The organism is Arthrobacter sp. 08Y14, assembly GCF_002929455.1.
Classification (GTDB): Bacteria; Actinomycetota; Actinomycetes; order Actinomycetales; family Micrococcaceae; genus Arthrobacter_B; species Arthrobacter_B sunyaminii.
The window spans coordinates 194,149-215,086 of record NZ_PJIX01000004.1 but is presented as its reverse complement, the minus strand read 5'-3'; the positions used below and the strand labels follow the sequence as shown (position 1 = coordinate 215,086).

The 20,938-nt window shown below is 64.7% G+C and carries 17 protein-coding genes and 2 tRNA genes; 10 read left to right on the top strand and 9 right to left on the bottom strand.

Annotated elements, in window-relative coordinates:
* Positions 1 to 3 precede the first annotated feature (3 nt).
* From tmk to CXR03_RS16765, 6 genes are all read left to right on the top strand, one after another.
* Positions 4 to 699: a dTMP kinase gene (gene tmk / locus CXR03_RS16790; RefSeq protein ID WP_104104878.1), complete on the top strand. Its 696-nt coding sequence runs from the start codon at positions 4 to 6 to the stop codon at positions 697 to 699.
* Positions 696 to 1,838: a DNA polymerase III subunit delta' gene (locus CXR03_RS16785; RefSeq protein WP_104104877.1), complete on the top strand. Its 1,143-nt coding sequence runs from the start codon at positions 696 to 698 to the stop codon at positions 1,836 to 1,838. The genes tmk and CXR03_RS16785 overlap by 4 nt, the downstream gene beginning before the upstream one ends.
* 73 nt (positions 1,839 to 1,911) lie before the next feature.
* Positions 1,912 to 3,504, top strand: coding sequence for an alpha/beta hydrolase (locus CXR03_RS16780; protein WP_104104876.1), 1,593 nt, complete (start codon positions 1,912 to 1,914; stop codon positions 3,502 to 3,504).
* A gap of 58 nt (positions 3,505 to 3,562) precedes the next feature.
* Positions 3,563 to 4,156, top strand: coding sequence for a TetR/AcrR family transcriptional regulator (locus CXR03_RS16775; RefSeq protein ID WP_181034665.1), 594 nt, complete (start codon positions 3,563 to 3,565; stop codon positions 4,154 to 4,156).
* Between the two features lie 12 nt (positions 4,157 to 4,168).
* Complete coding sequence (locus tag CXR03_RS16770) at positions 4,169 to 4,846, top strand: VC0807 family protein (RefSeq protein ID WP_104104874.1); 678 nt, start codon at positions 4,169 to 4,171, stop codon at positions 4,844 to 4,846.
* A gap of 79 nt (positions 4,847 to 4,925) precedes the next feature.
* Positions 4,926 to 5,001, top strand: a tRNA-Thr gene (locus CXR03_RS16765).
* 82 nt (positions 5,002 to 5,083) lie between these two features.
* On the opposite strand, the gene CXR03_RS16760 is transcribed toward CXR03_RS16765, so the two are convergent.
* The 7 genes from CXR03_RS16760 to CXR03_RS16730 all read right to left on the bottom strand — a co-directional run bounded on the left by CXR03_RS16760 (position 5,084) and on the right by CXR03_RS16730 (position 11,333).
* Positions 5,084 to 5,920 carry an aldo/keto reductase gene (locus CXR03_RS16760; RefSeq protein WP_104104873.1) on the bottom strand — a complete coding sequence of 279 codons (837 nt, stop codon included), beginning with the start codon at positions 5,918 to 5,920 and terminating at the stop codon, positions 5,084 to 5,086.
* Positions 5,921 to 6,017: 97 nt separating this feature from the next.
* Complete coding sequence (locus CXR03_RS16755) at positions 6,018 to 6,497, bottom strand: hypothetical protein (protein WP_104055884.1); 480 nt, start codon at positions 6,495 to 6,497, stop codon at positions 6,018 to 6,020.
* A gap of 5 nt (positions 6,498 to 6,502) precedes the next feature.
* Positions 6,503 to 7,204, bottom strand: coding sequence for a bacterial proteasome activator family protein (locus tag CXR03_RS16750; RefSeq protein WP_104104872.1), 702 nt, complete (start codon positions 7,202 to 7,204; stop codon positions 6,503 to 6,505).
* 43 nt (positions 7,205 to 7,247) lie between these two features.
* A complete protein-coding gene (locus tag CXR03_RS16745; RefSeq protein ID WP_104104871.1) occupies positions 7,248 to 7,508 on the bottom strand; it encodes a hypothetical protein in 261 nt (86 codons plus the stop codon).
* 153 nt (positions 7,509 to 7,661) lie between these two features.
* Positions 7,662 to 7,874: a YbdD/YjiX family protein gene (locus tag CXR03_RS18770; protein ID WP_258073724.1), complete on the bottom strand. Its 213-nt coding sequence runs from the start codon at positions 7,872 to 7,874 to the stop codon at positions 7,662 to 7,664.
* Positions 7,871 to 10,162: a carbon starvation CstA family protein gene (locus CXR03_RS16735; protein WP_104104870.1), complete on the bottom strand. Its 2,292-nt coding sequence runs from the start codon at positions 10,160 to 10,162 to the stop codon at positions 7,871 to 7,873. The genes CXR03_RS18770 and CXR03_RS16735 overlap by 4 nt, the downstream gene beginning before the upstream one ends.
* 193 nt (positions 10,163 to 10,355) lie before the next feature.
* A complete protein-coding gene (locus CXR03_RS16730) occupies positions 10,356 to 11,333 on the bottom strand; it encodes an NAD(P)H-quinone oxidoreductase (protein ID WP_104104869.1) in 978 nt (325 codons plus the stop codon).
* A gap of 65 nt (positions 11,334 to 11,398) precedes the next feature.
* On the opposite strand from CXR03_RS16730, the gene CXR03_RS16725 reads away from it, so the two are divergent.
* Positions 11,399 to 11,489: transfer RNA gene (locus CXR03_RS16725), tRNA-Ser, on the top strand.
* 211 nt (positions 11,490 to 11,700) lie between these two features.
* Complete coding sequence (locus tag CXR03_RS16720; RefSeq protein WP_104104868.1) at positions 11,701 to 16,203, top strand: ExeM/NucH family extracellular endonuclease; 4,503 nt, start codon at positions 11,701 to 11,703, stop codon at positions 16,201 to 16,203.
* Between the two features lie 93 nt (positions 16,204 to 16,296).
* Here the strand turns inward: CXR03_RS16720 and CXR03_RS18765 are convergent, their stop codons facing one another.
* Both CXR03_RS18765 and ctaD read right to left on the bottom strand, forming a co-directional pair.
* The gene (locus CXR03_RS18765) at positions 16,297 to 16,419 is read right to left on the bottom strand and encodes a hypothetical protein (protein WP_258073723.1); all 123 of its coding nucleotides are present in this window, start codon (positions 16,417 to 16,419) and stop codon (positions 16,297 to 16,299) included.
* Between the two features lie 46 nt (positions 16,420 to 16,465).
* Positions 16,466 to 18,220, bottom strand: coding sequence for a cytochrome c oxidase subunit I (gene ctaD, locus CXR03_RS16715; RefSeq protein ID WP_104104867.1), 1,755 nt, complete (start codon positions 18,218 to 18,220; stop codon positions 16,466 to 16,468).
* A 224-nt stretch (positions 18,221 to 18,444) separates the two neighbouring features.
* Here ctaD and CXR03_RS16710 point away from each other — a divergent pair, with 224 nt between their 5' ends.
* The gene (locus tag CXR03_RS16710) at positions 18,445 to 19,938 is read left to right on the top strand and encodes an aldehyde dehydrogenase family protein (RefSeq protein WP_104104866.1); all 1,494 of its coding nucleotides are present in this window, start codon (positions 18,445 to 18,447) and stop codon (positions 19,936 to 19,938) included.
* A 108-nt stretch (positions 19,939 to 20,046) separates the two neighbouring features.
* Positions 20,047 to 20,919 carry an alpha/beta fold hydrolase gene (locus CXR03_RS16705; RefSeq protein ID WP_104104865.1) on the top strand — a complete coding sequence of 291 codons (873 nt, stop codon included), beginning with the start codon at positions 20,047 to 20,049 and terminating at the stop codon, positions 20,917 to 20,919.
* The last annotated feature ends 19 nt before the right edge of the window (positions 20,920 to 20,938 follow it).

Genomic DNA, 20,938 nt, shown 5'->3' with positions numbered 1-20,938 from the left:
CCCATGGACCGGCAGCTGCCTCCCAGCCGGACTGGGTACGCTAGGCAGGTGAGTATTTCTGATGTCCCAGCCGGTACGCCCGGCCTGTTCATAACCTTCGAGGGCGGCGACGGTGCCGGCAAGTCGACCCAGGCCGCCAAGCTCACCGCGGCCCTCGAATCATCCGGGCACACCGTGGTCCGCACGCGTGAACCCGGCGGAACGCCGGTGGGAGAACAGCTGCGGTCCCTGGTGCTGGAGCACGGCAACGGCGAAATCGACGCCCGCACCGAAGCCTTGATCTTTGCGGCCTCGCGGGCCGCGCACGTGGCCCAGGTAATCCGCCCGGCGGTGGAACGCGGCGAGGTGGTGGTCTGCGACCGGTTCATCGACAGTTCGGTGGCCTATCAGGGGTCCGGGCGGTCCCTGGGCACGGACGATGTGCGGCAGCTGAACATCTGGGCCACGGAGGGCTTCACCCCGGATCTCACAGTGCTGCTCGACGTTGATCCCGGGCAGGGCCGTCTGCGGCGCACGGCAAACGAGGCCGCCGAGGACCGGCTGGAATCCGAGCCGGACACCTTCCACCTGCGCATCCGCCGGGCCTTCCTGGAACAGGCCCGCACCGAACCGAACCGCTATCTGGTGCTCGACGCCGGACGGCCGGTGGAAGAGCTGGCAGCCACCATCCTGGCCAAGGTGCAGGAGCTGCTGCCGTGAGTGTCTGGGAGGATCTGCAGGGCCAGGCTCCCGTGGTTGACCAGCTGCGCCGAGGGGCCGCCCAGGCAACCCCCAACCACGCCTGGCTGTTCACCGGACCCCCCGGGTCCGGGCGGTCCAATGCCGCCCGCGCCTTTGCCGCCGCCCTGCTGTGCGACCAGCAGGACCCGGCCCTGCGCGGCTGCGGAGAATGCAAGGCCTGCAGGACTGCACTCGCTGGCTCACACGCGGACGTCACTTCCGTCACCACGGAGAAAGTGACCATCAGCATCGATGAAGCCCGGGAACTGGTCCGCAAGGCCCAGGACAAGCCTTCCACCGGCCGCTGGCGCGTCATCATCGTCGAAGACGCCGACCGCATGCAGGAGCGCAGCACCAATGTGCTTCTCAAAGCCATCGAGGAACCGCCGCCGCGCACCATCTGGCTGCTTTGCGCCCCCAGCCCCGGCGATGTCCTGGTGACCATCCGTTCCCGCTGCCGTGCCGTCAGCCTGCGTCTGCCGCCGGTCGAGGATGTTGCTGAGCTCCTGATCCGCCGCGACGGCATTGACCCCGAGGTGGCCCGCGCCTCGGCACGTGCCGCCCAAAGCCACATTGGCATTGCCAAACGGCTGGCCACTGATGAGGGCGCACGCAGCCGCCGGGACTCCATCGTGCGGCTTCCCCTGTCCCTGCGCAATGTCTCCGGCGCCATGAAAGCGGCGGCCGATCTGGTGGCCCTGGCCGAAGCCGAAGCCACCAGTTCCTTTGAGCAGCGAGACGCCGCCGAGCGGCAGTCGCTGCTGGCCTCCCTGGGCGCACCGGAAAACGGAACGCTGCCTCCGTCACTCCGAAGCCAGGTAAAGCGCCTGGAGGAGGACCAGGTCCGCCGCGCCAAACGGTCGAAGAACGACTACTTTGACCGGGCTCTGACCGATCTGCTGTCCTTCTACCGGGACGTGCTCATGCTCCAGCTGGGCAACGCCGACACCCTCGTCAATGAATCCCTGCGCCGTGAGCTGACCGAGTACGCCGCGCAGGGCTCTCCGGAGCAGACGCTGCTGCGGATGGAGGAAATCAACGTGGTGCGCAGGCGCCTGGTATCCACCAACGTGGCGCCGTTGCTGGCCATCGAAGCCATGGCGGTTAGCCTGTTATAAGCCCGCGCAGCCAGCACGGCCAGCATCAGTCCGCTGACAACCATCGCACCATCCACCGCTTACAGGAGCAACGATGACCCCAGCCAGCCGCCGCTTTCCCCGACTCGCGCTGGCTGCAGCGTCCGCCGTCGTCCTGCTGACGGGCATCACTGCCTGTACCGGGGACACTGCGTCGGATGAAACCGGCGCTGCCTCCCCGTCGTCGTCCGCCAGTGCGGCTCCTACGGCAGCCTCGGCTGACGTTATCGGGGACGTTCCCGAGGACCTGCTGCCGTTTTACAGCCAGGAAGTGACCTGGGAAGAATGCGAGACGGGTTTTAGAAGCAGCTTCCAGTGCGCCACGGTGGAGGTTCCGCTGGACTACGCGGATCCGGAGGGCGAGAGCATTGAACTGGCCGCCATTCTCGCTCGATCCGATGACACGCCGCAGGGCACTATCCTGCTGAATCCGGGCGGCCCGGGGGGCTCCGGCTATGACACCGTCCGTGAGTCCGTGGACTACGTAACCACGGACCGGCTGCGGGAGAACTTCAACATCTTGGGCTTTGACCCCCGCGGCGTCGGACGGTCCACCCCGGTGGAATGCCTCACCGATGCCGAGCTGGATGCGCTTCGCGAAGAATACTACGACCCGGCCGAACCGGCCGGGTTGGAAGCCGCGCGTGAGGACGCAAGGGAACTGGCGGCGAAATGCGAAGCGAAGACCGGTGAGCTGCTGGGCCACGTGGACACCGTCAGCGCGGCCCGGGACATGGACATCCTGCGCGCGGTGGCCGGTGACAAGCAGTTGAATTACCTGGGCTTCTCCTACGGCACCTTCCTGGGTGCCACTTACGCCGAACTGTTTCCCGACAGAGTGGGCCGCATGGTTCTCGACGGCGGCCTGGATCCTTCCGCCAGCAATGAAGAGATCACCCTGGGGCAGGCGGAAGGGTTCGAAAATGCCATCCGTGCCTACGTAGAGGATTGTTTGACCTCCTCTAGCTGCCCCCTGTCGGGAAGCACCGATGAGGCCGTTCAAACGATCCGGGACCTGATCGCCTCGGTCGAGGCCAGCCCCATGACGGCCAAGGACGGCCGGACGGTCACCGTGTCCACCTTTGTCACGGGCCTCATCGTGCCGCTGTACAACTCGGACAACTGGCCGATCCTCACGCAGGCGCTTGATGAAGCGCTCCAGGGTGATCCGTCCACGATGCTGTACCTTGCAGACCTCAACGCCGACCGGCAGCCGGACGGCACCTACGGATCCAACACCACGGTAGCCTTCAGCGCCATCAACTGCCTGGATTATCCGATGACGGCCGACGACGAGCAGATGGCCCTGGACGCGAAGAAACTCGAAGAAGCCTCCCCCACGATCGGGAAATTCCTCGGTTACGGCGGCATCACGTGCGAGTTCTGGCCCTACGAACCGGTCAACACCCCGCACGAGATCAAGGCCGAAGGCGCCGCTGAGCTGCTGGTCATCGGCACCACCGGCGATCCGGCCACCCCGTACCAGTGGTCGGTGGCCCTGGCCGAACAGCTGGATTCGGCCACCCTGGTGACCTGGGAGGGCGAGGGACACACGGCCTATGGACGCGGGGATGAATGCATCGCCGATACGGTGGACGACTACTTCATTGACGGCACCGTGCCCGGCGAGGACAAGGTCTGCTCCTAACTCTTTTTATTTGTGGAAGCCTCTGGCCGCCGTCACCTCGGCGGCGTATTTTTTACTCATGCAGGTAAAACCGGTGACGGTCACCGGGGCCGCGCGGCGGACCCAGATCATTGACGCCACCATCGGAGTCATCGCTGAACAGGGGTACGACCGTGCGTCGTTCGCCCGCATCGCTGAGCGCGCCGGGATCTCCAGCACGCGCCTGATTTCCTACCATTTCGCCGGAAAAGCCGACCTGATGGCCGCCGTGGCGGCGGACGTCATCACCGCCATCGGCAACTGGACCGGCCGGGAAATGCGGTCCCACGTCAGTGCTGCCGCCCAGCTGCGGGCGCACATCGAAGCGACCGTGCAGTTCATTGCCGACAACCGTGCGCCCATGAAGGCCATGACTGAAATTCTCCTGGCGGGAGCCCTGAATTATTCGGCAGCCGATGATGCCGGGGCCGGGGCGCCCCTGGAGCAACTGCTGCGCCGGGGCCAGGAGGCCGGAGAGTTCCGGCCCTTTGACCCCCTGGTGATGGCAGCCGCCGTCCAGCGCTGCGTGGACGGGCTCCCGTTCCTGCTGGAGCGGGAACCGGAGCTGGACTGCGCTGCCTATGCCCGCGAGCTGGCGATGCTGTTTGAGCTGGGCACCCGGAGTGAAGCATAAGGAAGGAGCGAGGTGAAGCGTCCTGCAGAACGCGGTCCTGCGCAGCTGTTGCTGCTGCGCGGCCTGCGGGTGGCTGGAGCTGTCCTTCTGCCTCTGGCCTTGTTTTACGGGCTTCGAACAGTAGGCGTCAGCGCCTATCTGGCGCTGCTGGCCGGAACCGCCGTATCCCTGGCGGGAACCGCCGTCGATCTGGTTCGCCGCCGGACCATCGGACCCGCCACGGCCTTCGTGATCACCCTGATGGTCTTCAGCACCGGCGTTTCCCTGATCGCCGGGGACGTACGCTTCCTGCTGGCCCGCGGAGCCTGGGCCACCGGCCTGGCAGGAACCTGGTTTCTGGTGAGCGCCTTTACCCGCTCCCCGCTGGTGTGCGTGTTCAGCAGACCACTGCTGGAGGGCCGTTTCGGCTGGCCCGGCGACTGGGACGCTGTCTGGGAGCGCGTGCCCCGTTTCCGCCGGGTCTGGCGGGTCACCTCGGTAGCATGGGGCCTCGCGCTGATCTTCGACTGCGTGCTGCGCATCTTCATGGCCTACACGCTGCCCGTCGACAGCGTGCCTTCGCTGTCCGCCGCACTGTCCGCGCTCACCACCGTGGTGCTCATAACGTTCGCCAACGTTTACTACCAGGTGACAGGGGCCGCCCGAAAATGGTCCCGGTTCTATGCCGTGCCGGAAACTCCGGCCCAATGACGCCCGTTTTGACCAGCCGGGCTGTGGCATATAAAGTTGTTCCTTGTGGATTCTGGCCCTTAGCGGACAGGTGAAGCCCGCCTCCTTAGCTCAGTTGGTAGAGCGTCTCACTCGTAATGAGAAGGTCGCCAGTTCGATTCTGGCAGGAGGCTCCACAGAAAAACCCCTGGAAACTCAGTTTCCAGGGGTTTTTGCGTGTCGCGTCGGTGGCCTCCGGAGGTGGAGGCCGCCGGCGGCCTAGGCGAAGTCGGCTGTGGCCGGGTCCGCTCCGTAGCGTGTGCCGTTGTCGAGGGCATTGATGGCGTCGATGTCCTCGTCCGAGAGCTTGAGGTCCAGGGACTCCCAGTTTTCCTTGATCCGGGACTCGGTCACGGACTTCGGGATCACGATGTTGCCCAGCGCCAGGTGCCAGGCGATGACCACCTGGGCCGGGGTGGCGCCGTCGTACTTCGCGGCAATCTCCACCAGCTTGGGATCTTCCAGTAGACCCTTGCCGGAGCCCAGCGGAGACCAGGACTCATGCAGGATGTTGTGCTTGGCTTCGAAGGCACGCAGCTCGGACTGGTTCAGGTACGGGTGGGTTTCAACCTGGTTCAGGACCGGGACAACGCCGGTGGCGTCGATGATTTCCTGCAGCGCCTCCACGGTGAAGTTGCAGACACCGATGGACTTGACGCGGCCCTGCTTCTGCAGTTCGATCAGGGCCTTCCAGGTGTCCACGTACTTGTTCTGCTTCGGCTGCAGCCAGTGGATCAGGTACAGGTCCAGGGTTTCCAGGCCCAGGCGTTCCATGGAGGCGTCGAAGGCCTTCAGGGTCTCTTCGTAGCCCTGGTCCGCGTTCCATACCTTGGTGGTGATGAACATGTCCTCGCGGGGAACAGAGGTAGCGGCGATGGCACGGCCGACGCCGGCTTCGTTGCCGTAGATCTTGGCAGTGTCGATGTGGCGGTAGCCAACCTCGAATGCCTGTCCCACTACCTTTTCGGCAACTTCATCCTCAACCTGCCACACGCCGTAGCCGAGCTGGGGGATGGTATTGCCGTCATTGAAAGTCAAAACCGGTGATGTAGTCATTCGCCTATCTTTGCAAATGACCGGCGGTATCCGGCATTGAATCACGCCTCTATGCTGGACGCGAAAAAAGCACCCGCTCTATTCCCGTTTTGCGGATTTATTTTCTGGAGCCGGCAGGTCCGGGGACGGCGACCTTCAGTGCGCGTTCAGCTTCCAGCACGTCTTCGGCGACCAACTGCGCCCGCCGGTGAACATTCTGCAGACCGGCGGAGGCATACCCCCAGCGTTCGCCCTCAAGCCGGGACATGGCGGCGGCCTCCGCGGTGGCTGCCAGGGAGTTGCCGCTGCGGGAGAGAGCGCGGTGCACGGCGATGAGGGCTCCCGGAATGTCCTGTCCGTCGCTGGGCAGTCGGCGCTGTGCAGCCATGCACACCTCCCGCACCCGCGGCAGCAGCTCCGACAAACTGTTGGCCACCGTCACCAGCTCGTTGTAAACGGCATCGTCTTCCACACCCTCGAGCATCTGGTGGTACCGGTCCAAACCGCGGGTAAAGCGGTCATGGGCCCGGCGCCACACGCCTTTTCCGAGTTGGGTGTCGTCCTTCCGCCCCTGCCGGGCGGCTGCAAAAAGTGCCATTGGTCCTACAGGTATTGCCCGGGACCGGCATGCGGTTCGGGGTTGGTGGATCCGAGACGGCTCTGGGCCGGAGAATCGGCACGGCGCGGCTCACCGTTCTCGCCGATAATGACGCCGGGGGCCAGGACGGTGCCGGGCGGGAGCTGGCGCAGCTGCAGACGTGAAGCCATCTGCTGGTTGGCGGTCTGCTGGGCTGCGATGGCGGTTTGAATGCCCCGGAACAGTCCTTCCAGCCACCCGACCAGCTGGGCCTGGGCGATGCGAAGTTCGGCGTCGGTGGGAACGGTGTCATCTCCGAAAGGCAGGTTAATGCGGTGGAGTTCTTCCACCAGTTCAGGCGCGAGTCCGTCCTCAAGTTCATGGAGGGACCGCTCATGGATTTCCGCCAGGCGGTTGCGCGCTGCGTCATCCAGCGGCGCGTTCCGGACCTCCTCCAGGAGCTGCTTGACCATGGTGCCGATCCGCATGACCTTTGCGGGCTGGTCCACCAGATCGCGCAGCTTTGGCGGACCGGCTACGCTGTCGCCGCCGGAGGCAGGGTCTTCCGCACCGTTGCCGGGTGCTCTGCCGCCGGCGGCCGGAACGCCCACCGGCGGGTTGCTGGACGGCGCCTCAACACCGCCGACTTTCCCGGCACGTGATGAATCGTCGGATTCGGGCGCACGCGCCGCAGTCCCGCGGTCGGCGGATCCGTTCTCTTCAGTCATGCGTTAATGCTCTCATGGTTGACCCTGATTGCCCGGTGGCGAGCTAGTTTTCGAGCTCTTCCGCCCGCATTTTCGCGTACTCTGCGTTAGGGCTCAGGCCTGCGACCTGCTGGCCGGCATTGAGCTGTCCGGCGGTGTAGTGCCGGTCGTCGAACTCGGGCCCCAGTGCTTCTTCCCGTGGCAGGTTAACGTCCTCGGCCAAGTGGTCATTCTCGTTGTCGGCGGTATCTGCAACGGGAAGGTTGATGTCATGGCGCAGGTGCTCGTCCTGCGGCAGGTTCTCGGCATTCCGGTGATGTCCCATCCTTCACGGTAGGCCGATGCGCGGCTGACGCTCAAGGCCGGGAAACATAAAGACATGCATCGGGCTGTCCGATCCGTTGAGTGCAGCTGCCGCGCAAACGATGACGGCGGCACCCGGGCAGGCGCCGCCGTCATCGTCATGAAACTGGATCCGTCAGCAGCAGCGGCCCGCCGGGTTGGCGTCCTGGCGGTCCATTTTGTCCTTCCAGAACTCACGTTCGCTGAGCAGCGGCCCAGCGCATCCGGAGGCCCGGTGGAAGGACACGTACTTCCGGTAGGCGTCTTCGCCCATCACGTCGCGGAAGAACCGGACGAACCCGCGAAGCCCGTCCCTCACTCCTGCCGTCCGGGCACCGGCCGGGGTCACGAATGGGCCTTTCGGACAACCTTGCGGTCCTCGGGGAGGGCATCCCACTGCGCCTGGATTTTCTTCTCCGCCGGCGTGGCGAGGAAGCCCGAGGGTGCGAACATCCGCGAGGGAACTGCGGGGTCCTCAGCACTGGGCGCACCGCCGGACCGGTACGAGCGGATGCTCGCCAGGACGGCGGTGAGGATAACGATAATGGCGAGGGTGACAAACACGATGGACAGCGTGCCCTGGATGAAGGTGTTCCGGACCACCGCTTCCATGGCTTCCACCGTCTTGGCCGTTCCGAAGCTGGTCTCGCCACGCTCGAGGGCTCCCTTGAAGGCGTTGTGCTGCGCCCAGTAACCCACGGCCGGAACGGTGGAAAAGATCTTGTACATGGAGGCGGTGATGGTCACCACGGACGCGAACGCCAGCGGCAGCACCACAATCCAGATGTATTTGAACACGTTCTTCTTCGCCAGAATGGCCAGGCAGATGGCCAGGGCTATTGCCGCCAGAAGCTGGTTGGCGATGCCGAAGAGCGGGAACAGGGTATTGATGCCGCCCAGCGGATCCGTGACCCCCATGATCAGGATCGAGCCCCAACCTCCCACCATGACGGCCGTACAGATCCAGGCTCCGGTACGCCAGGAGGTGTCACGGAACTTGGGAATGAAGTTGCCGATGGAGTCCTGCAGCATGAACCGGGCCACGCGGGTGCCTGCGTCCACTGCGGTGAGGATGAACAGGGCTTCGAACATGATGGCGAAGTGGTACCAGAACGCCATCATTGAGGAACCGCCGATAAAGCTCTGCATGATCTGGGCGAGCCCGACTGCCAGGGTGGGTGCGCCGCCGGTGCGCGAGACAATGGACTCCTCGCCCACGTTGGCCGCCATGTTGGTGAGCATGTCCGGGGTCAGGTTCACGCCGACCAGGCCCAGGCTGTTGACGAAGGCGACGGCGCCTTCCACAGTGCCGCCGGTGGCTGCGGCAGAGGAGTTCATGGCGAAGTAGATGCCGCGGTCAATGGAGATGGCTGCGACCAGAGCCATGATGGCCACGAAGGATTCCATCAGCATGCCGCCGTAGCCGATGAAGCGGGTCTGCCGTTCCTTCTCGATCATCTTCGGAGTGGTTCCGGAGGCGATCAGGGCATGGAACCCGGACAGGGCACCGCAGGCGATGGTGACGAAGAGGAACGGGAACAGGGGGCCGGCCACTACCGGGCCGTTGTCCGCGGACGCGAATTCGCTGATGGCCGGAACGGTGATTTCCGGCCGGACAATGATGATGGCCACCGCCAGCATCACGATCGTTCCCACCTTCATGAAAGTGGACAGGTAGTCACGGGGCGCCAGCAGCAGCCAGACGGGCAGCACTGCGGCAATGAACCCGTAAATGATGATGCCCCAGGCGATGACGGTTTTGTCCAGGGTCAGTGCGTCGCCGAGCGCGGTGTCCGCGATCATGCCGCCGCCGATGATGGCCAGCAGCAGCAGGACAAAACCGATGATGGACACTTCGGTGACTTTACCCGGACGCAGGAACCGCAGGTACACGCCCATGAACAGGGCAATGGGGATGGTCATCCCCACGGAGAAGACGCCCCACGGGCTCTCAGCCAGTGCATTGACAACCACCAGTGCCAGGATGGCCACGATGATGATCATGATGGCAAGGGTGGCGATCAGGGCAGCTGTGCCGCCCACTCGCCCCAGTTCCTCGCGGGCCATCTGGCCCAGCGAGCGCCCGCCGCGGCGCATGGAGAAGAACATGACCAGGTAATCCTGGACGGCCCCGGCCAGGACGACGCCGATGATGATCCAGATGGTGCCGGGCAGGTAGCCCATCTGGGCAGCCAGGACCGGGCCCACAAGGGGTCCCGCTCCTGCGATGGCCGCGAAGTGGTGCCCGTACAGGACGCGTCGGTCCGTGCCGGCGTAATCCTTGCCGTCCGCCTTGTACTCCGCCGGGGTGGCCCGGAGGTCATTGGGCTGAAGGAGTTTGCGCTCAATGAACTTGGAGTAGAAGCGGTACGCGATGAAGTACGTGCAGACAGCTGCGAACACAAACCAGATGGCGTTGACGGTTTCCCCGCGGACCAGCGCCAGCATGTACCAGCTCACGCCGCCCAGCAGCGCAATGCCGGCCCAAATGGCGATCTTCAGCGGAGTCCATTCCCGATCCTCGGCGTCCGCCGTTTCGGCGTCCAGGGCCACCGGCGGAAGATCCGGATCCTGCACCAGGACGTCGTTGTCCTCAGGTTTTCCGGGAGCGGCCCGGCGCCGGCGATTCTCACTCATGGAGGGGTCCCTTTGCTTGCGGTAATGAAGCGCGGAAGCCGGCAGCGGAACCGGCAGGAGCCGGAAGATTCCAGACTCTTGCCACAGAGGGTAGCAGTGCGCTGTGACGCCGGGCACAAGACAGGCCGGTGACTGTCCGGAGCAGTCACCGGCGGGGCCGTAGGCGCAGGGGCAGGAACACCTGCGGGCGGCATTAGGTTGTCAGCAGGATTTTTCCTGTGTGGACGCCGGAGTCGAAGTACTCGTGGGCTGCTGCGGCTTCGGTCAGGGGGAAGGTCTTGTCCACCAGCGGGCGGATTTTTCCTGCCTCAACCAGCGGCCAGACATATTGCTTGACCGCCTGCATGATGGCGGCCTTTTCCTCGTTCGGGCGGGCGCGCAGGGTGGTCCCGATGACGGCCAGCCGCTTGCGCATCAGCAGATTGAGGTCAATCTCCGCCTTGGTACCGCCCTGCAGGCCAATAATGACCAGGCGTCCGGACACTGCCAGCGCCTCGAGGTTGCGCTGCAGGTACTTCGCTCCGATGACGTCCAGGATGACGTCAGCTCCGCGGCCCTCGGTGACTTCACGCACCCGAGCCACGAAATCCTCGGTCTTGTAGTTGATCAGGACCTGGGCGCCCAGGGACCGCGCCAATTCCAGTTTCTCCGGTGATCCCGCTGTGACCATGGGGACGGCGCCGAACGCCGCGACCATTTGGATGGCCATCGTTCCAATTCCGCCAGCTCCCCCGTGGATCAGGACGTGATCCCCCTCAGTGACCCCGGCGGCCATGAACAGGTTGGAAAACACAGTGGCAGCGGTTTCCGGCAAGGCTGCCGCCGTCACCAGGTCAAGGCCGGCCGGGACGGGCAGAACCTGCCCCGCCGGGACATTCACCTGGTCGGCGTAACCGCCGCCCGTCAGCAGGGCGACGACGTCGGCCCCCACCGAGAGTCCTTCGACACCGGTTCCCACTGCGGCTATCCGGCCCGACACCTCAAGACCCGGGTATTCGGAGGAGCCGGCGGGAACCGGGTAGTGCCCCTGGCGCTGCAGCACGTCCGCCCGGTTCAAACCCGCAGCGGCCACATCAATGAGGACTTCCCCCGGGCCGGGCACCGGCGCCGGCACCTCTTGAACCTGCAGGGCTTCCGGCCCTCCGGGCGAATTAATGACAATTGCTCTCATTCTGACCTCCGCGGTGCTTGATCGAATTTTGGGTGTTTTGCACCTTTCTGCCAGACTACTAGTGAGGAAGGTTGTCCGAGCGGCCGATGGAGCTGGTCTTGAAAACCAGTGTGCGGTAACCCCGTACCAAGGGTTCGAATCCCTTACCTTCCGCCAAAAAGCTAAAAGCGGTCCCGTATTGGGGCCGCTTTTTTGTTATCCGGGGACTCCCCCACATGCAATAACTTCGTTTGGTCTCCTGCAGGTCATGTGTTCGTAACGCAGACCACATAGTATTACGTGCGTCACTCCAGTTACCCCCCCTTGGCGCCGCGCGGCGGTGTCACTACTGTCGGCTGGCACCCCAGCGGACCAAGGAGCAAGAGGCATGAGAAGACCATTCTGGAAGGCTGCGCTGGGAACCACTCTCACAGCCGGCCTGCTGGCCGCACCGATTACGGCGCTGCCGGCCTTTGCACAAGACAGCAGTGCTGCTGTTTCCCCCGGTGTCATCATCAACGAGGCGTACCTGAGCGGCGGCAGCGCCAACGCGCCGTTCGCCAACAAGTTCGTGGAACTGTACAACCCGACCGGCGCAGACATCAGCCTTGACGGCTGGTCCCTCCAGTACCGTGCCGCGGGTTCGACGGTGGCACCCACCGGCATCGGCGCACTGTCCGGCACTATTCCTGCCGGCGGCTACTATCTGGTCTCCGGCGCCTCCAACGGCGCCACCGGAGCACCCTTGCCCGAAGCCGATGCGACCATCGGCGCCAGCTTCTCCGGCTCGGGCGGCACCCTGATCCTGTCCAGCCAGTCCACCCGGGTGGATCCCCTGCCCACCGGTTCGGTCACCGCCGCCGCCGGCGTCGTTGATCTGCTTGGCTACGGCACCTCGAACACCTTCGAAACCTCCGCCGCCGCCGCACCGGCCGGAAACAGCGACCCCAAGTCCCTGAACCGGACCGAATTCGCGGACACGAACAACAACGCAGCAGATTTCGTGCTCAGCCCAGCCGTGACTCCCACCGGAACCGGCGGAACAGCTCCCACCGAGCCGACTCCGACCCCCTCTCCGACGCCGTCGCCCACCACGCCCGTCGAACCGCCTGCGGGTGCCATTCCCATTGCCCAGATCCAGGGCTCCGGTGACACCAGTCCGCTGGTGGGCCAGACCGTCACCACCCGCGGAAAAGTCACCGGTGTCTATCCCACCGGCGGGTTCAACGGCTACTACCTCCAGACCCCCGGCACCGGCGGCGCACTGGATCCGGCCACCCACACCGCTTCGGACGGCATCTTTGTATTCTCCGCAGACACCGTGGGCTCCGTAGCAGCCGGTGACTATGTTGAGGTCACCGGCGCCGTTGGCGAGTACTTCGGCCTCACCCAGCTCACGGTTGCTGCCAGCCAGATGAGCAAGCTCGATGAACCGGCCGAAGAGATCAAGCCTGCCGCTGTTGCCTGGCCTGCCTCCGACGCGGAGCGTGAAGCCCTCGAGGGCATGCTGCTGGCACCGCAGGGCAGTTATACGGTGACCGACAATTACTCCCTGAACCAGTACGCGGAGATCGGTCTGGCCGCCGGCGACTCACCCCTGGTCCAGCCCACCGCTGTGGCTGCCGTCGGAACCCCGGAGCACGACGCCGTCGTCGCCGACAACGCGGCCCGCGCCGTGAAGCTGGACGACGGCACCAGCATCAATTTCCTCAGCGCCGCCAATCAGGGCATCGCGCTTCCCTACCTGACTCTGGACAACCCGGTGCGCATCGGCGCTGCCGCGACGTTCACCACGGGCGTCATCCTGGACTACCGCAACAGTGCCTGGAAGTTCCAGCCGCTCACAGCGCTCACCGCTGCCAATGCGGCAGAGGCGGCCCCGGCGTCGTTCGAAGCCACGCGCACCGCCGCACCGGAAAGCGTGGGAGGAAACCTCAAACTCGCATCCTTCAACGTGCTCAACTACTTCAGCACGACGGGCACGGATCTCACCGGGTGCACCTACTACAACGACCGCGCCGGCGCCCCGCTGACTGTGCGCGGAGGTTGTGACGCCCGAGGCGCTGCCAACCCGGAGAACCTGGAACGGCAGCAGGCCAAGATCGTTTCCGCCATCAACGCCCTGGGCGCCGACGTCGTGTCCCTGATGGAGGTGGAAAATTCCGCAGTGTTCGGCAAGGACCGCGATGAAGCCCTGGCCAACCTGACCGCCGCCCTGAATGAGGCAGCACCGGGAACCTGGGATTATGTCCGCTCCCCCGCAGCGCTGCCGGACGCTGAAGACGTCATCCGCACCGCCTTCATCTTCCGCACGGCCGTTGCCGAGCCGGTGGGTGAATCCGTCATCCTCAACGATGAAACCGTCTTCTCCAATGCGCGTGAACCGCTGGCGCAGGCCTTCAAGCCTGTCGCCGGGGACGACAGCTCCACCATCCTGGCTGTGAGCAATCACTTCAAATCCAAGGGATCGGCTCCGGCAACCGGCGAAAACGCCGACACCGGGCAGGGCGGCTGGAACGCAGACCGCGTCCGGCAGGCCCAGGCACTGGCGGCGTTTGCCGACGGCGCGGCCGAAACCGCCGGCACGGAAAAGGTCTTCCTGCTGGGAGACTTCAACTCCTACGCCGCCGAAGATCCGATGAACGTTCTGGCCGGGGCCGGTTATGTGAATCTGGGCAAGGCCACCGGCAAGCATTCCTACGCCTTCAGCGGGATGGTCGGTTCCCTGGACCACATCCTGGCATCTGAGGAAGCAGCGGAAGCCGTCACCGGTGCCGACATCTGGAACATCAACTCGGTGGAGTCGGTGGCACTGGAATACAGCCGCTACAACACCAACGTCACCAACTACTACGCACCGGATCCGTACCGTTCCTCGGACCACGATCCCATCCTCGTCGGCCTGGACCTGACCCCGGCCGGAACCGAAACCGAGGAACTGAACCTGCTGAACATCAACGATTTCCACGGCCGCATTGATGCCAACACCGTCAATTTCGCCGGAACCGTTGAACAGCTCAAAGCCGCCGCACCCGAGGGCAGCTCGCTGTTCCTCTCTGCCGGCGACAACATCGGCGCTTCGCTGTTCGCTTCCTCGGTGCAGCAGGATGTCCCGACGATCGACGTGCTGAACGCCCTGGGACTGCGGGCCTCCGCCGTGGGCAACCACGAGTTCGACGCCGGTTACGCCGACCTGACGGACCGGGTTGATCCCGCTGCGGACTTCCCGTACCTGGGGGCCAACGTCTATCTCAAGGGCACCACCACCCCTGCCCTGGACGAATACACGGTCCTGGACGTCAACGGCGTCTCCGTGGCCGTCATCGGTGCCGTCACCGAAGAGACTTCCACGCTGGTCACGCCCGGCGGCATTGCCGCGCTTGAGTTCGGTGATCCCGTGGAAGCCGTCAACCGCGTAGCCGAAAAGCTGCAGGCTGAGGGCGATGTTGATGTCATCATCGCCGAGTACCACGAGGGCGCCGGCAGCGGCACTCCCGACGGCGCTTCCCTCGCCGATGAACTGGCCGACGGCGGTGCGTTTGCCGAGATCGTCAACGGCACCACCCCGCTGGTAGATGCCATCTACACCGGGCACACCCACAAGCAGTACGCCTGGGATGCACCCGTTCCCGGTACCGACGGCAAGACCCGTCCGGTCCTGCAGACCGGTTCCTACGGCGAGTTCATCGGCCAGATCACTCTGGACTACAACCCGGCCACGGATGAGGTGCTGTCCTACACGGCGACCAACGTTCCGCGGACCACCGCGAGCGCTGAGTCACTCGTTGCCGCCTACCCCGCGGTGGCAGAGGTCAAGTCCATTGTGGATGCGGCGCTGGCCTCCGCCGCGGAGATCGGCAACCAGCCGGTCGGTTCGGTGACAGCTGACATTACGACCGCGTTCAGCGGCACCGTCCGTGATGACCGCAGCTCGGAATCCACGCTGGGCAACCTCGTGGCAGACTCCCTGTTGACCACGCTGTCCTCCGCCGAGCGCGGCGGCGCCGAAATCGGTGTCACCAACCCCGGCGGTCTGCGCGCCGAGCTGTACTACGGCGACGACGGCGTGATCACGTACGCCGAAGCCAACGCAGTGCTGCCGTTCGTCAACAACCTGTGGACCACCACGCTCACCGGTGCCCAGCTCAAGACGATGCTGGAACAGCAGTGGCAGCCCGACGGAAGCTCACGTGCCTTCCTGGCGCTGGGCCTGTCCGACAACATCACCTACACCTATGATCCGGACCAGCCGCGCGGCTCCCGGATCCAGACCGTCACCATCAACGGTGCCGCCATGGATCCGTCCCGCGACTACCGGGTGGGCACCTTCAGCTTCCTGGCCCAGGGCGGTGACAACTTCACCGTCTTCTCCGAAGGCACTGACACCCGTGACTCCGGACTGGTGGACCGTGATGCCTGGATCAGCTACATCGAAGCCAACAGCCCGCTCTCCCCGGACTTTGCCCGCCAGGGCGTCATCGTCAAGGGCGCCCCGACAACTGCAACGGCCGGAACCGCGGTGTCCTTCACCGTGTCCGGTTTGGATCTGACCTCACTGGGCAGCCCTGTCAACACCGGGCTGGCCGCCAGCTGGGTGAATGCGGCCGGAACCGCCACAGCTCTGGGAACAGCCCCTGTGGCAACCGGGACGGCTACAGTGAACGTCACCCTGCCGGCGTCGGCTTCCGGTTCGGGCACCCTGGTGCTCACCGCGGCTCCGTCCGGAACCACAGTGACGCTTCCTGTCACGGTGGAGGCTGCTCCGACCGTTCCGCCGGCTCCGGTTTGCACCGCTCCGGTTCCGCCCCAGCACTGGTGGGATTTCCGGGGCTGGCTCCGGTACGCCCTTGAGTGGGCCAAGTACCTGGTCTGCCTGAGCCAGCGGGGCTAGTCCGGGCTGCCTGATCAATAGAGCCTGAGACAAATAAGAGGCGGTGCCGCCGGGACCCTGAGTCCCGGCAGCACCGCCTCTTGTTTGCGGCGTCTAGTTCCCGAAGCGGGCAACGAGCCTGCCGAGAACCTGGTTGTTCTTCAGCCGCTCGAGGCCCTCGCCGATCTGGTCGAACGTGATTTCCTCGTAGCCCGGCGTGATCTCGCCGCGGAGCATCAGGTCAAAGACCTCAGGTCCAGACCCGCTGGCTGTCTTCAGACAGCTAGTCCCGCGGGTCCGGATCGTTGGGCTTCTCACTGCCCATATCAGCAGCCCCGAAGACCTTGACCATGGGGTTGTCCGTGTCCTCGTTGGCCCGCGGTTTCAGCTCCGGATGATGCAGGTCCAGGGCAGGACGCTCGGACCGGATGCGGGGCAGGGAGGTGAAGTTGTGGCGCGGCGGCGGGCAGGACGTGGCCCACTCCAGCGAACACCCGAAGCCCCAGGGATCATCCACGTCCACCCGGCGTCCCCGGCGCCAGGTGATGTACACGTTCCAGAAGAACGGGATCATTGAAACACCCAGGATCATGGAGGAAATCGTGGACAGCTGGTTCATGGCGGTAAAGCGGTCCTCCACCAAATAATCGGCGTAGCGGCGCGGCATGCCGATAACGCCCAGCCAGTGCTGGACCAGGAACGTGCCGTGGAACCCAATGAACAACAGCCAAAAATGGATCTTGCCCAGACGCTCGTTAAGCATCTTCCCGGTGAATTTGGGCCACCAGAAATAGAAGCCGGCGAACATGGCAAACACAACGGTTCCGAAGATCACGTAGTGGAAGTGCGCCACCACAAAGTAGGTGTCAGAGACCTGGTAGTCCAGCGGCGGCGAGGACAGGATGATGCCGGTCAGGCCGCCGAAGAGGAAGGTGATGAGGAAGCCGATGCTCCACAGCATGGGCGTCTCGAACGTGATGGATCCCCGCCACATCGTGCCGATCCAGTTGAAGAACTTCACGCCGGTCGGCACGGCGATCAGCATGGTCATGAAGGCGAAGAAGGACTGCATGATCGCACCGGTGACGTACATGTGGTGGGCCCACACGGTGACGGACAGGGCCGCAATGGCGATCGTGGCAAAGACGAGTCCCTTGTACCCGAAAATCGGCTTCCGGCTGAAGACCGGCAGCACTTCCGAGATGATGCCGAAGAACGGCAGGGCGATGATGTACACCTCGGGGTGGCCGAAGAACCAGAACAGGTGCTGCCAGAGGATGGAGCCGCCGCGGTCGGGGTCAAAGACGTGTGCTCCGAACCGGCGGTCCGCTCCGAGGGCGAACAGCGCTGCTGCCAGGGGCGGGAACGCCATGAGGACCAGGATGGCGGTGACCAGCGTGTTCCAGGTGAAGATCGGCATCCGCCACATGGTCATGCCGGGGGCCCTCAGGCAGATGATCGTGGTGACGAAGTTGACTGCGCCCAGGATGGTGCCGAACCCGGACAGGGCCAGTCCGAACACCCACAGGTCCCCGCCGATCCCGGGCGAGAACGTGGTGTTGGACAGCGGCGCATAGGCCGTCCACCCGAAGGACGCTGCACCCTGGGGCGTAATGAACCCGCTGACGGCGATGGTGCTGCCAAAGAGGAAAAACCAGAAAGCCAGCGCGTTCAACCGGGGAAAGGCAACATCCGGCGCACCGATCTGCAGCGGCATGATGACGTTGGCAAAGCCGGCGAAGAGAGGCGTGGCGAACATCAGCAGCATGACAGTGCCGTGCATGGTGAACAGCTGGTTGTACTGCTCCTTGGTCTGCAGGATCTGCATTCCGGGCTCGAAGAGCTCGGCGCGGATCACCAGGGCCATCACCCCGCCCAGGCAGAAGAAGATGAACGACGCGATCAGGTACATGTATCCGATCGTCTTGTGATCCGTCGAGGTGATCCAGTTGACGACGATGCGTCCCTTGGACAGCGGAACGACGCGCGGCGCGACGAAGGTGCCGGATTCATCAGTGGAGTACTTGAGCGTCGACATGCAGTGCCATCCTTGGGTGCAGTGGCCAGAACAACGTACTTCCAGCGATCCCCTCGGAGCCCGCCGTGTCTGTATCGTAGGTCTCCTCTTTCACCGCCGTCCAGAGGCTGCAGGAACCTTCCGCAGCCCACGGGCTCGAAGCGGTGCAGTCCAACAGCGGGGAATGAAAGCGTCCGGCACCCGGTTGAACCGGGGACATGCCTCGAGACTCCAAGGAGAAACACATGACAACTCAGGTTCAGTCACCAGCTCCGGCCCTCACGGACTGGATTCCTTCGAAGCAGTACATCGCCGGGCTGTGGCGCGACGGCAGCTCGGAAAAGACCCTCTCGGACAAGAGCCCGTTTGACGGCACCGAACTGATGAGCATCCGCCAGGCGTCCCGGGAAGACCTGGACGAGGCCTACACCGCAGCGGCCAAGGCCCAGCTTCAGTGGGCGGCGCAGACACCTGCGGCCCGCCGCGCCGTCATAGAACGCGCAGCGGAAATCTTCGATGAGCGCCGCGACGAGATCATCGCCTGGCTCGCCGCCGAATCCGGCAGCACCGTGATCAAGGCCAACATCGAGGTTGATTCCGCCCGCGCCATCACCAAGGAGTCGGCCACCTTCCCGCACCGCGTGTCCGGCAGGATCCTGCAGTCCGACGTCCCCGGCAAGGAGTCCCGCGTCTACCGAGGCCCGCTCGGCGTCGTCGGCGTCATCAGCCCCTGGAACTTCCCGCTGCACCTGTCCCAGCGCTCCGTGGCACCTGCGCTGGCACTGGGCAACGCCGTCGTCCTCAAGCCCGCTTCAGACACCCCGGTAACCGGCGGCCTGATGATCGCCCGCATCTTCGAGGAAGCCGGGCTTCCCGCAGGCGTCCTCAGCGTCGTCGTTGGCGCCGGGTCTGAAATCGGTGACGCATTTGTGGAGCACCCGGTTCCCTCATTTATCTCCTTCACAGGTTCCACCCCGGTGGGCAAGAACCTCGGCGCCCTTGCTTCCAGCGGTCCCACGCTGAAGCATGTGGCGCTCGAGCTCGGCGGCAACAGTCCCTTTGTGGTCCTCGCCGACGCTGACGTGGACCAGGCCGTCAAGGCCGCCATCATGGGCAAGTTCCTGCACCAGGGGCAGATCTGCATGGCCGTGAACCGGATCATTGTCGAGGACGCCGTCTATGACGAGTTCGTCGAGAAGTTCGCCGCACACGCCAAGACGCTGAAGTCCGGGGATCCCACGGACCCGCAGACCACAGTGGGCCCGATCATCAACGCCAAGCAGCTCGAAGGCCTGCAGAAAAAGATTGAGCTGGCCCAGGAGCAGGGTGCACGGCTGGTGGTGGAGGGTGAAACCAACGGACAGGTCCTCTCCCCCTACGTCTTTGCCGATGTCACCAAGGACATGGAGCTCTTCCAGGAGGAGATTTTCGGTCCGATCGCCGGCATCATCCGCGCCGCCGACGCCGAAGACGCCCTCGCGCTGGCCAACGCCAGTGATCTCGGACTGGCGAGCTCGGTCTTCACCTCGGATCTGGACCGGGGCGTTCTGTTTGCCCGCCGCATCAAGGCCGGCATGACGCACGTCAACGACATCCCCGTTCAGGACGAGGCCCATGTGGCTTTTGGCGGCGAGAAGAACTCCGGTCTGGGACGTTTCAACGGGGAATGGGCGATCGAGGAATTCACCACCGACCACACGGTGACCCTGCAGCGTGAGCCGCGGCAGTACCCGTTCTAACGGGTGCAGCTTCCACCCGAAGCTGAAAGCTGAAAGGATGCCGTCCCGGCTGATTGCCGGGACGGCATCGTTCTTTTGCCGGGTACCACGCAGATGAAGGGGGAGTCGATGCAGGCGAGGCGACAGTGGACAGTGGAGAACGACGGCGCCCGGCTGGCCGTTTTCGAGTACGGGCTGCCGGCTGCACCGACGACACCCACCGTGCTCCTGGTGCACGGTTACCCGGATGACCACACGGTGTTCCGCAGTGTGATCGAGGATCTGGCTGCGGACCACCGGGTCCTCGCCTATGACACGCGAAATGCGGGTGCGTCACGGGTGGACAGCATCCCGGCAAACAGTCCCCTGGCTCCGTACCGGCTGCCGCTGCTCGTCAATGATCTCTACGCGGTGCTGGCATCGGCAGAAGCCGGGCCGGTCCGTCTCGTGGGCCACGACTGGGGGTCCATTCAATGCTGGGCTGCAGTCCGCGATAGCCGGGCCGACGGCACAATTTTCAGCTTCACCAGCATTTCCGGTCCGGACATCGGTCACCTGCGGCGCTGGTTTGGCGTGTCCCTGCGCTCTCCGCGCCGGTGGCTGCTGGCAGCGGGGCAGGCACTGCGCAGTACGTATGTGGCCTTCTTCCAGCTTCCCGTGCTGCCGGAGTTCCTGTGGCGGCTACTCGGGCCGCGCTACGCGAAGCGTGCGGGAACCAGCGCCGAAACCGCCACAGACAACGGTATCCGCGGGCTGCAGCTGTACCGGGCCAACCTGCTGGGGTCCGGTGTTCCGGCCGGAGGACTCCCACCCCTCATCGGCGTTCCCGTGCACGTGGTGGTTCCGCTGCAGGATCCATTCCTGTCTCCGCGGCTGACGGACGGGCTGCGCGAGGAGGTTCGGGATCTGCGGATCAGCGCCGTCGACGGCGGACACTGGTGGCCCGCAGAGAACAGTGCCGCGTTCTGCCGGATGCTGCGGCAGAACGCAGCACCCGAGTAAGCCCTCGAGTGTGGAGGCG

What these genes read in the sequence shown, in the direction of transcription:
- tmk (WP_104104878.1), top strand. Translation starts at nt 4, where the DNA reads ATGGACCGGCAGCTGCCTCCCAGCCGGACTGGGTACGCTAGGCAGGTG.
- CXR03_RS16780 (WP_104104876.1), top strand. Translation starts at nt 1,912, where the DNA reads ATGACCCCAGCCAGCCGCCGCTTTCCCCGACTCGCGCTGGCTGCAGCG.
- CXR03_RS16775 (WP_181034665.1), top strand. Translation starts at nt 3,563, where the DNA reads ATGCAGGTAAAACCGGTGACGGTCACCGGGGCCGCGCGGCGGACCCAG.
- CXR03_RS16760 (WP_104104873.1), bottom strand. Translation starts at nt 5,920, where the DNA reads ATGACTACATCACCGGTTTTGACTTTCAATGACGGCAATACCATCCCC.
- CXR03_RS16755 (WP_104055884.1), bottom strand. Translation starts at nt 6,497, where the DNA reads ATGGCACTTTTTGCAGCCGCCCGGCAGGGGCGGAAGGACGACACCCAA.
- CXR03_RS16750 (WP_104104872.1), bottom strand. Translation starts at nt 7,204, where the DNA reads ATGACTGAAGAGAACGGATCCGCCGACCGCGGGACTGCGGCGCGTGCG.
- CXR03_RS16745 (WP_104104871.1), bottom strand. Translation starts at nt 7,508, where the DNA reads ATGGGACATCACCGGAATGCCGAGAACCTGCCGCAGGACGAGCACCTG.
- CXR03_RS16735 (WP_104104870.1), bottom strand. Translation starts at nt 10,162, where the DNA reads ATGAGTGAGAATCGCCGGCGCCGGGCCGCTCCCGGAAAACCTGAGGAC.
- CXR03_RS16730 (WP_104104869.1), bottom strand. Translation starts at nt 11,333, where the DNA reads ATGAGAGCAATTGTCATTAATTCGCCCGGAGGGCCGGAAGCCCTGCAG.
- CXR03_RS16720 (WP_104104868.1), top strand. Translation starts at nt 11,701, where the DNA reads ATGAGAAGACCATTCTGGAAGGCTGCGCTGGGAACCACTCTCACAGCC.
- CXR03_RS18765 (WP_258073723.1), bottom strand. Translation starts at nt 16,419, where the DNA reads ATGCTCCGCGGCGAGATCACGCCGGGCTACGAGGAAATCACGTTCGAC.
- ctaD (WP_104104867.1), bottom strand. Translation starts at nt 18,220, where the DNA reads ATGTCGACGCTCAAGTACTCCACTGATGAATCCGGCACCTTCGTCGCG.
- CXR03_RS16710 (WP_104104866.1), top strand. Translation starts at nt 18,445, where the DNA reads ATGACAACTCAGGTTCAGTCACCAGCTCCGGCCCTCACGGACTGGATT.
- CXR03_RS16705 (WP_104104865.1), top strand. Translation starts at nt 20,047, where the DNA reads ATGCAGGCGAGGCGACAGTGGACAGTGGAGAACGACGGCGCCCGGCTG.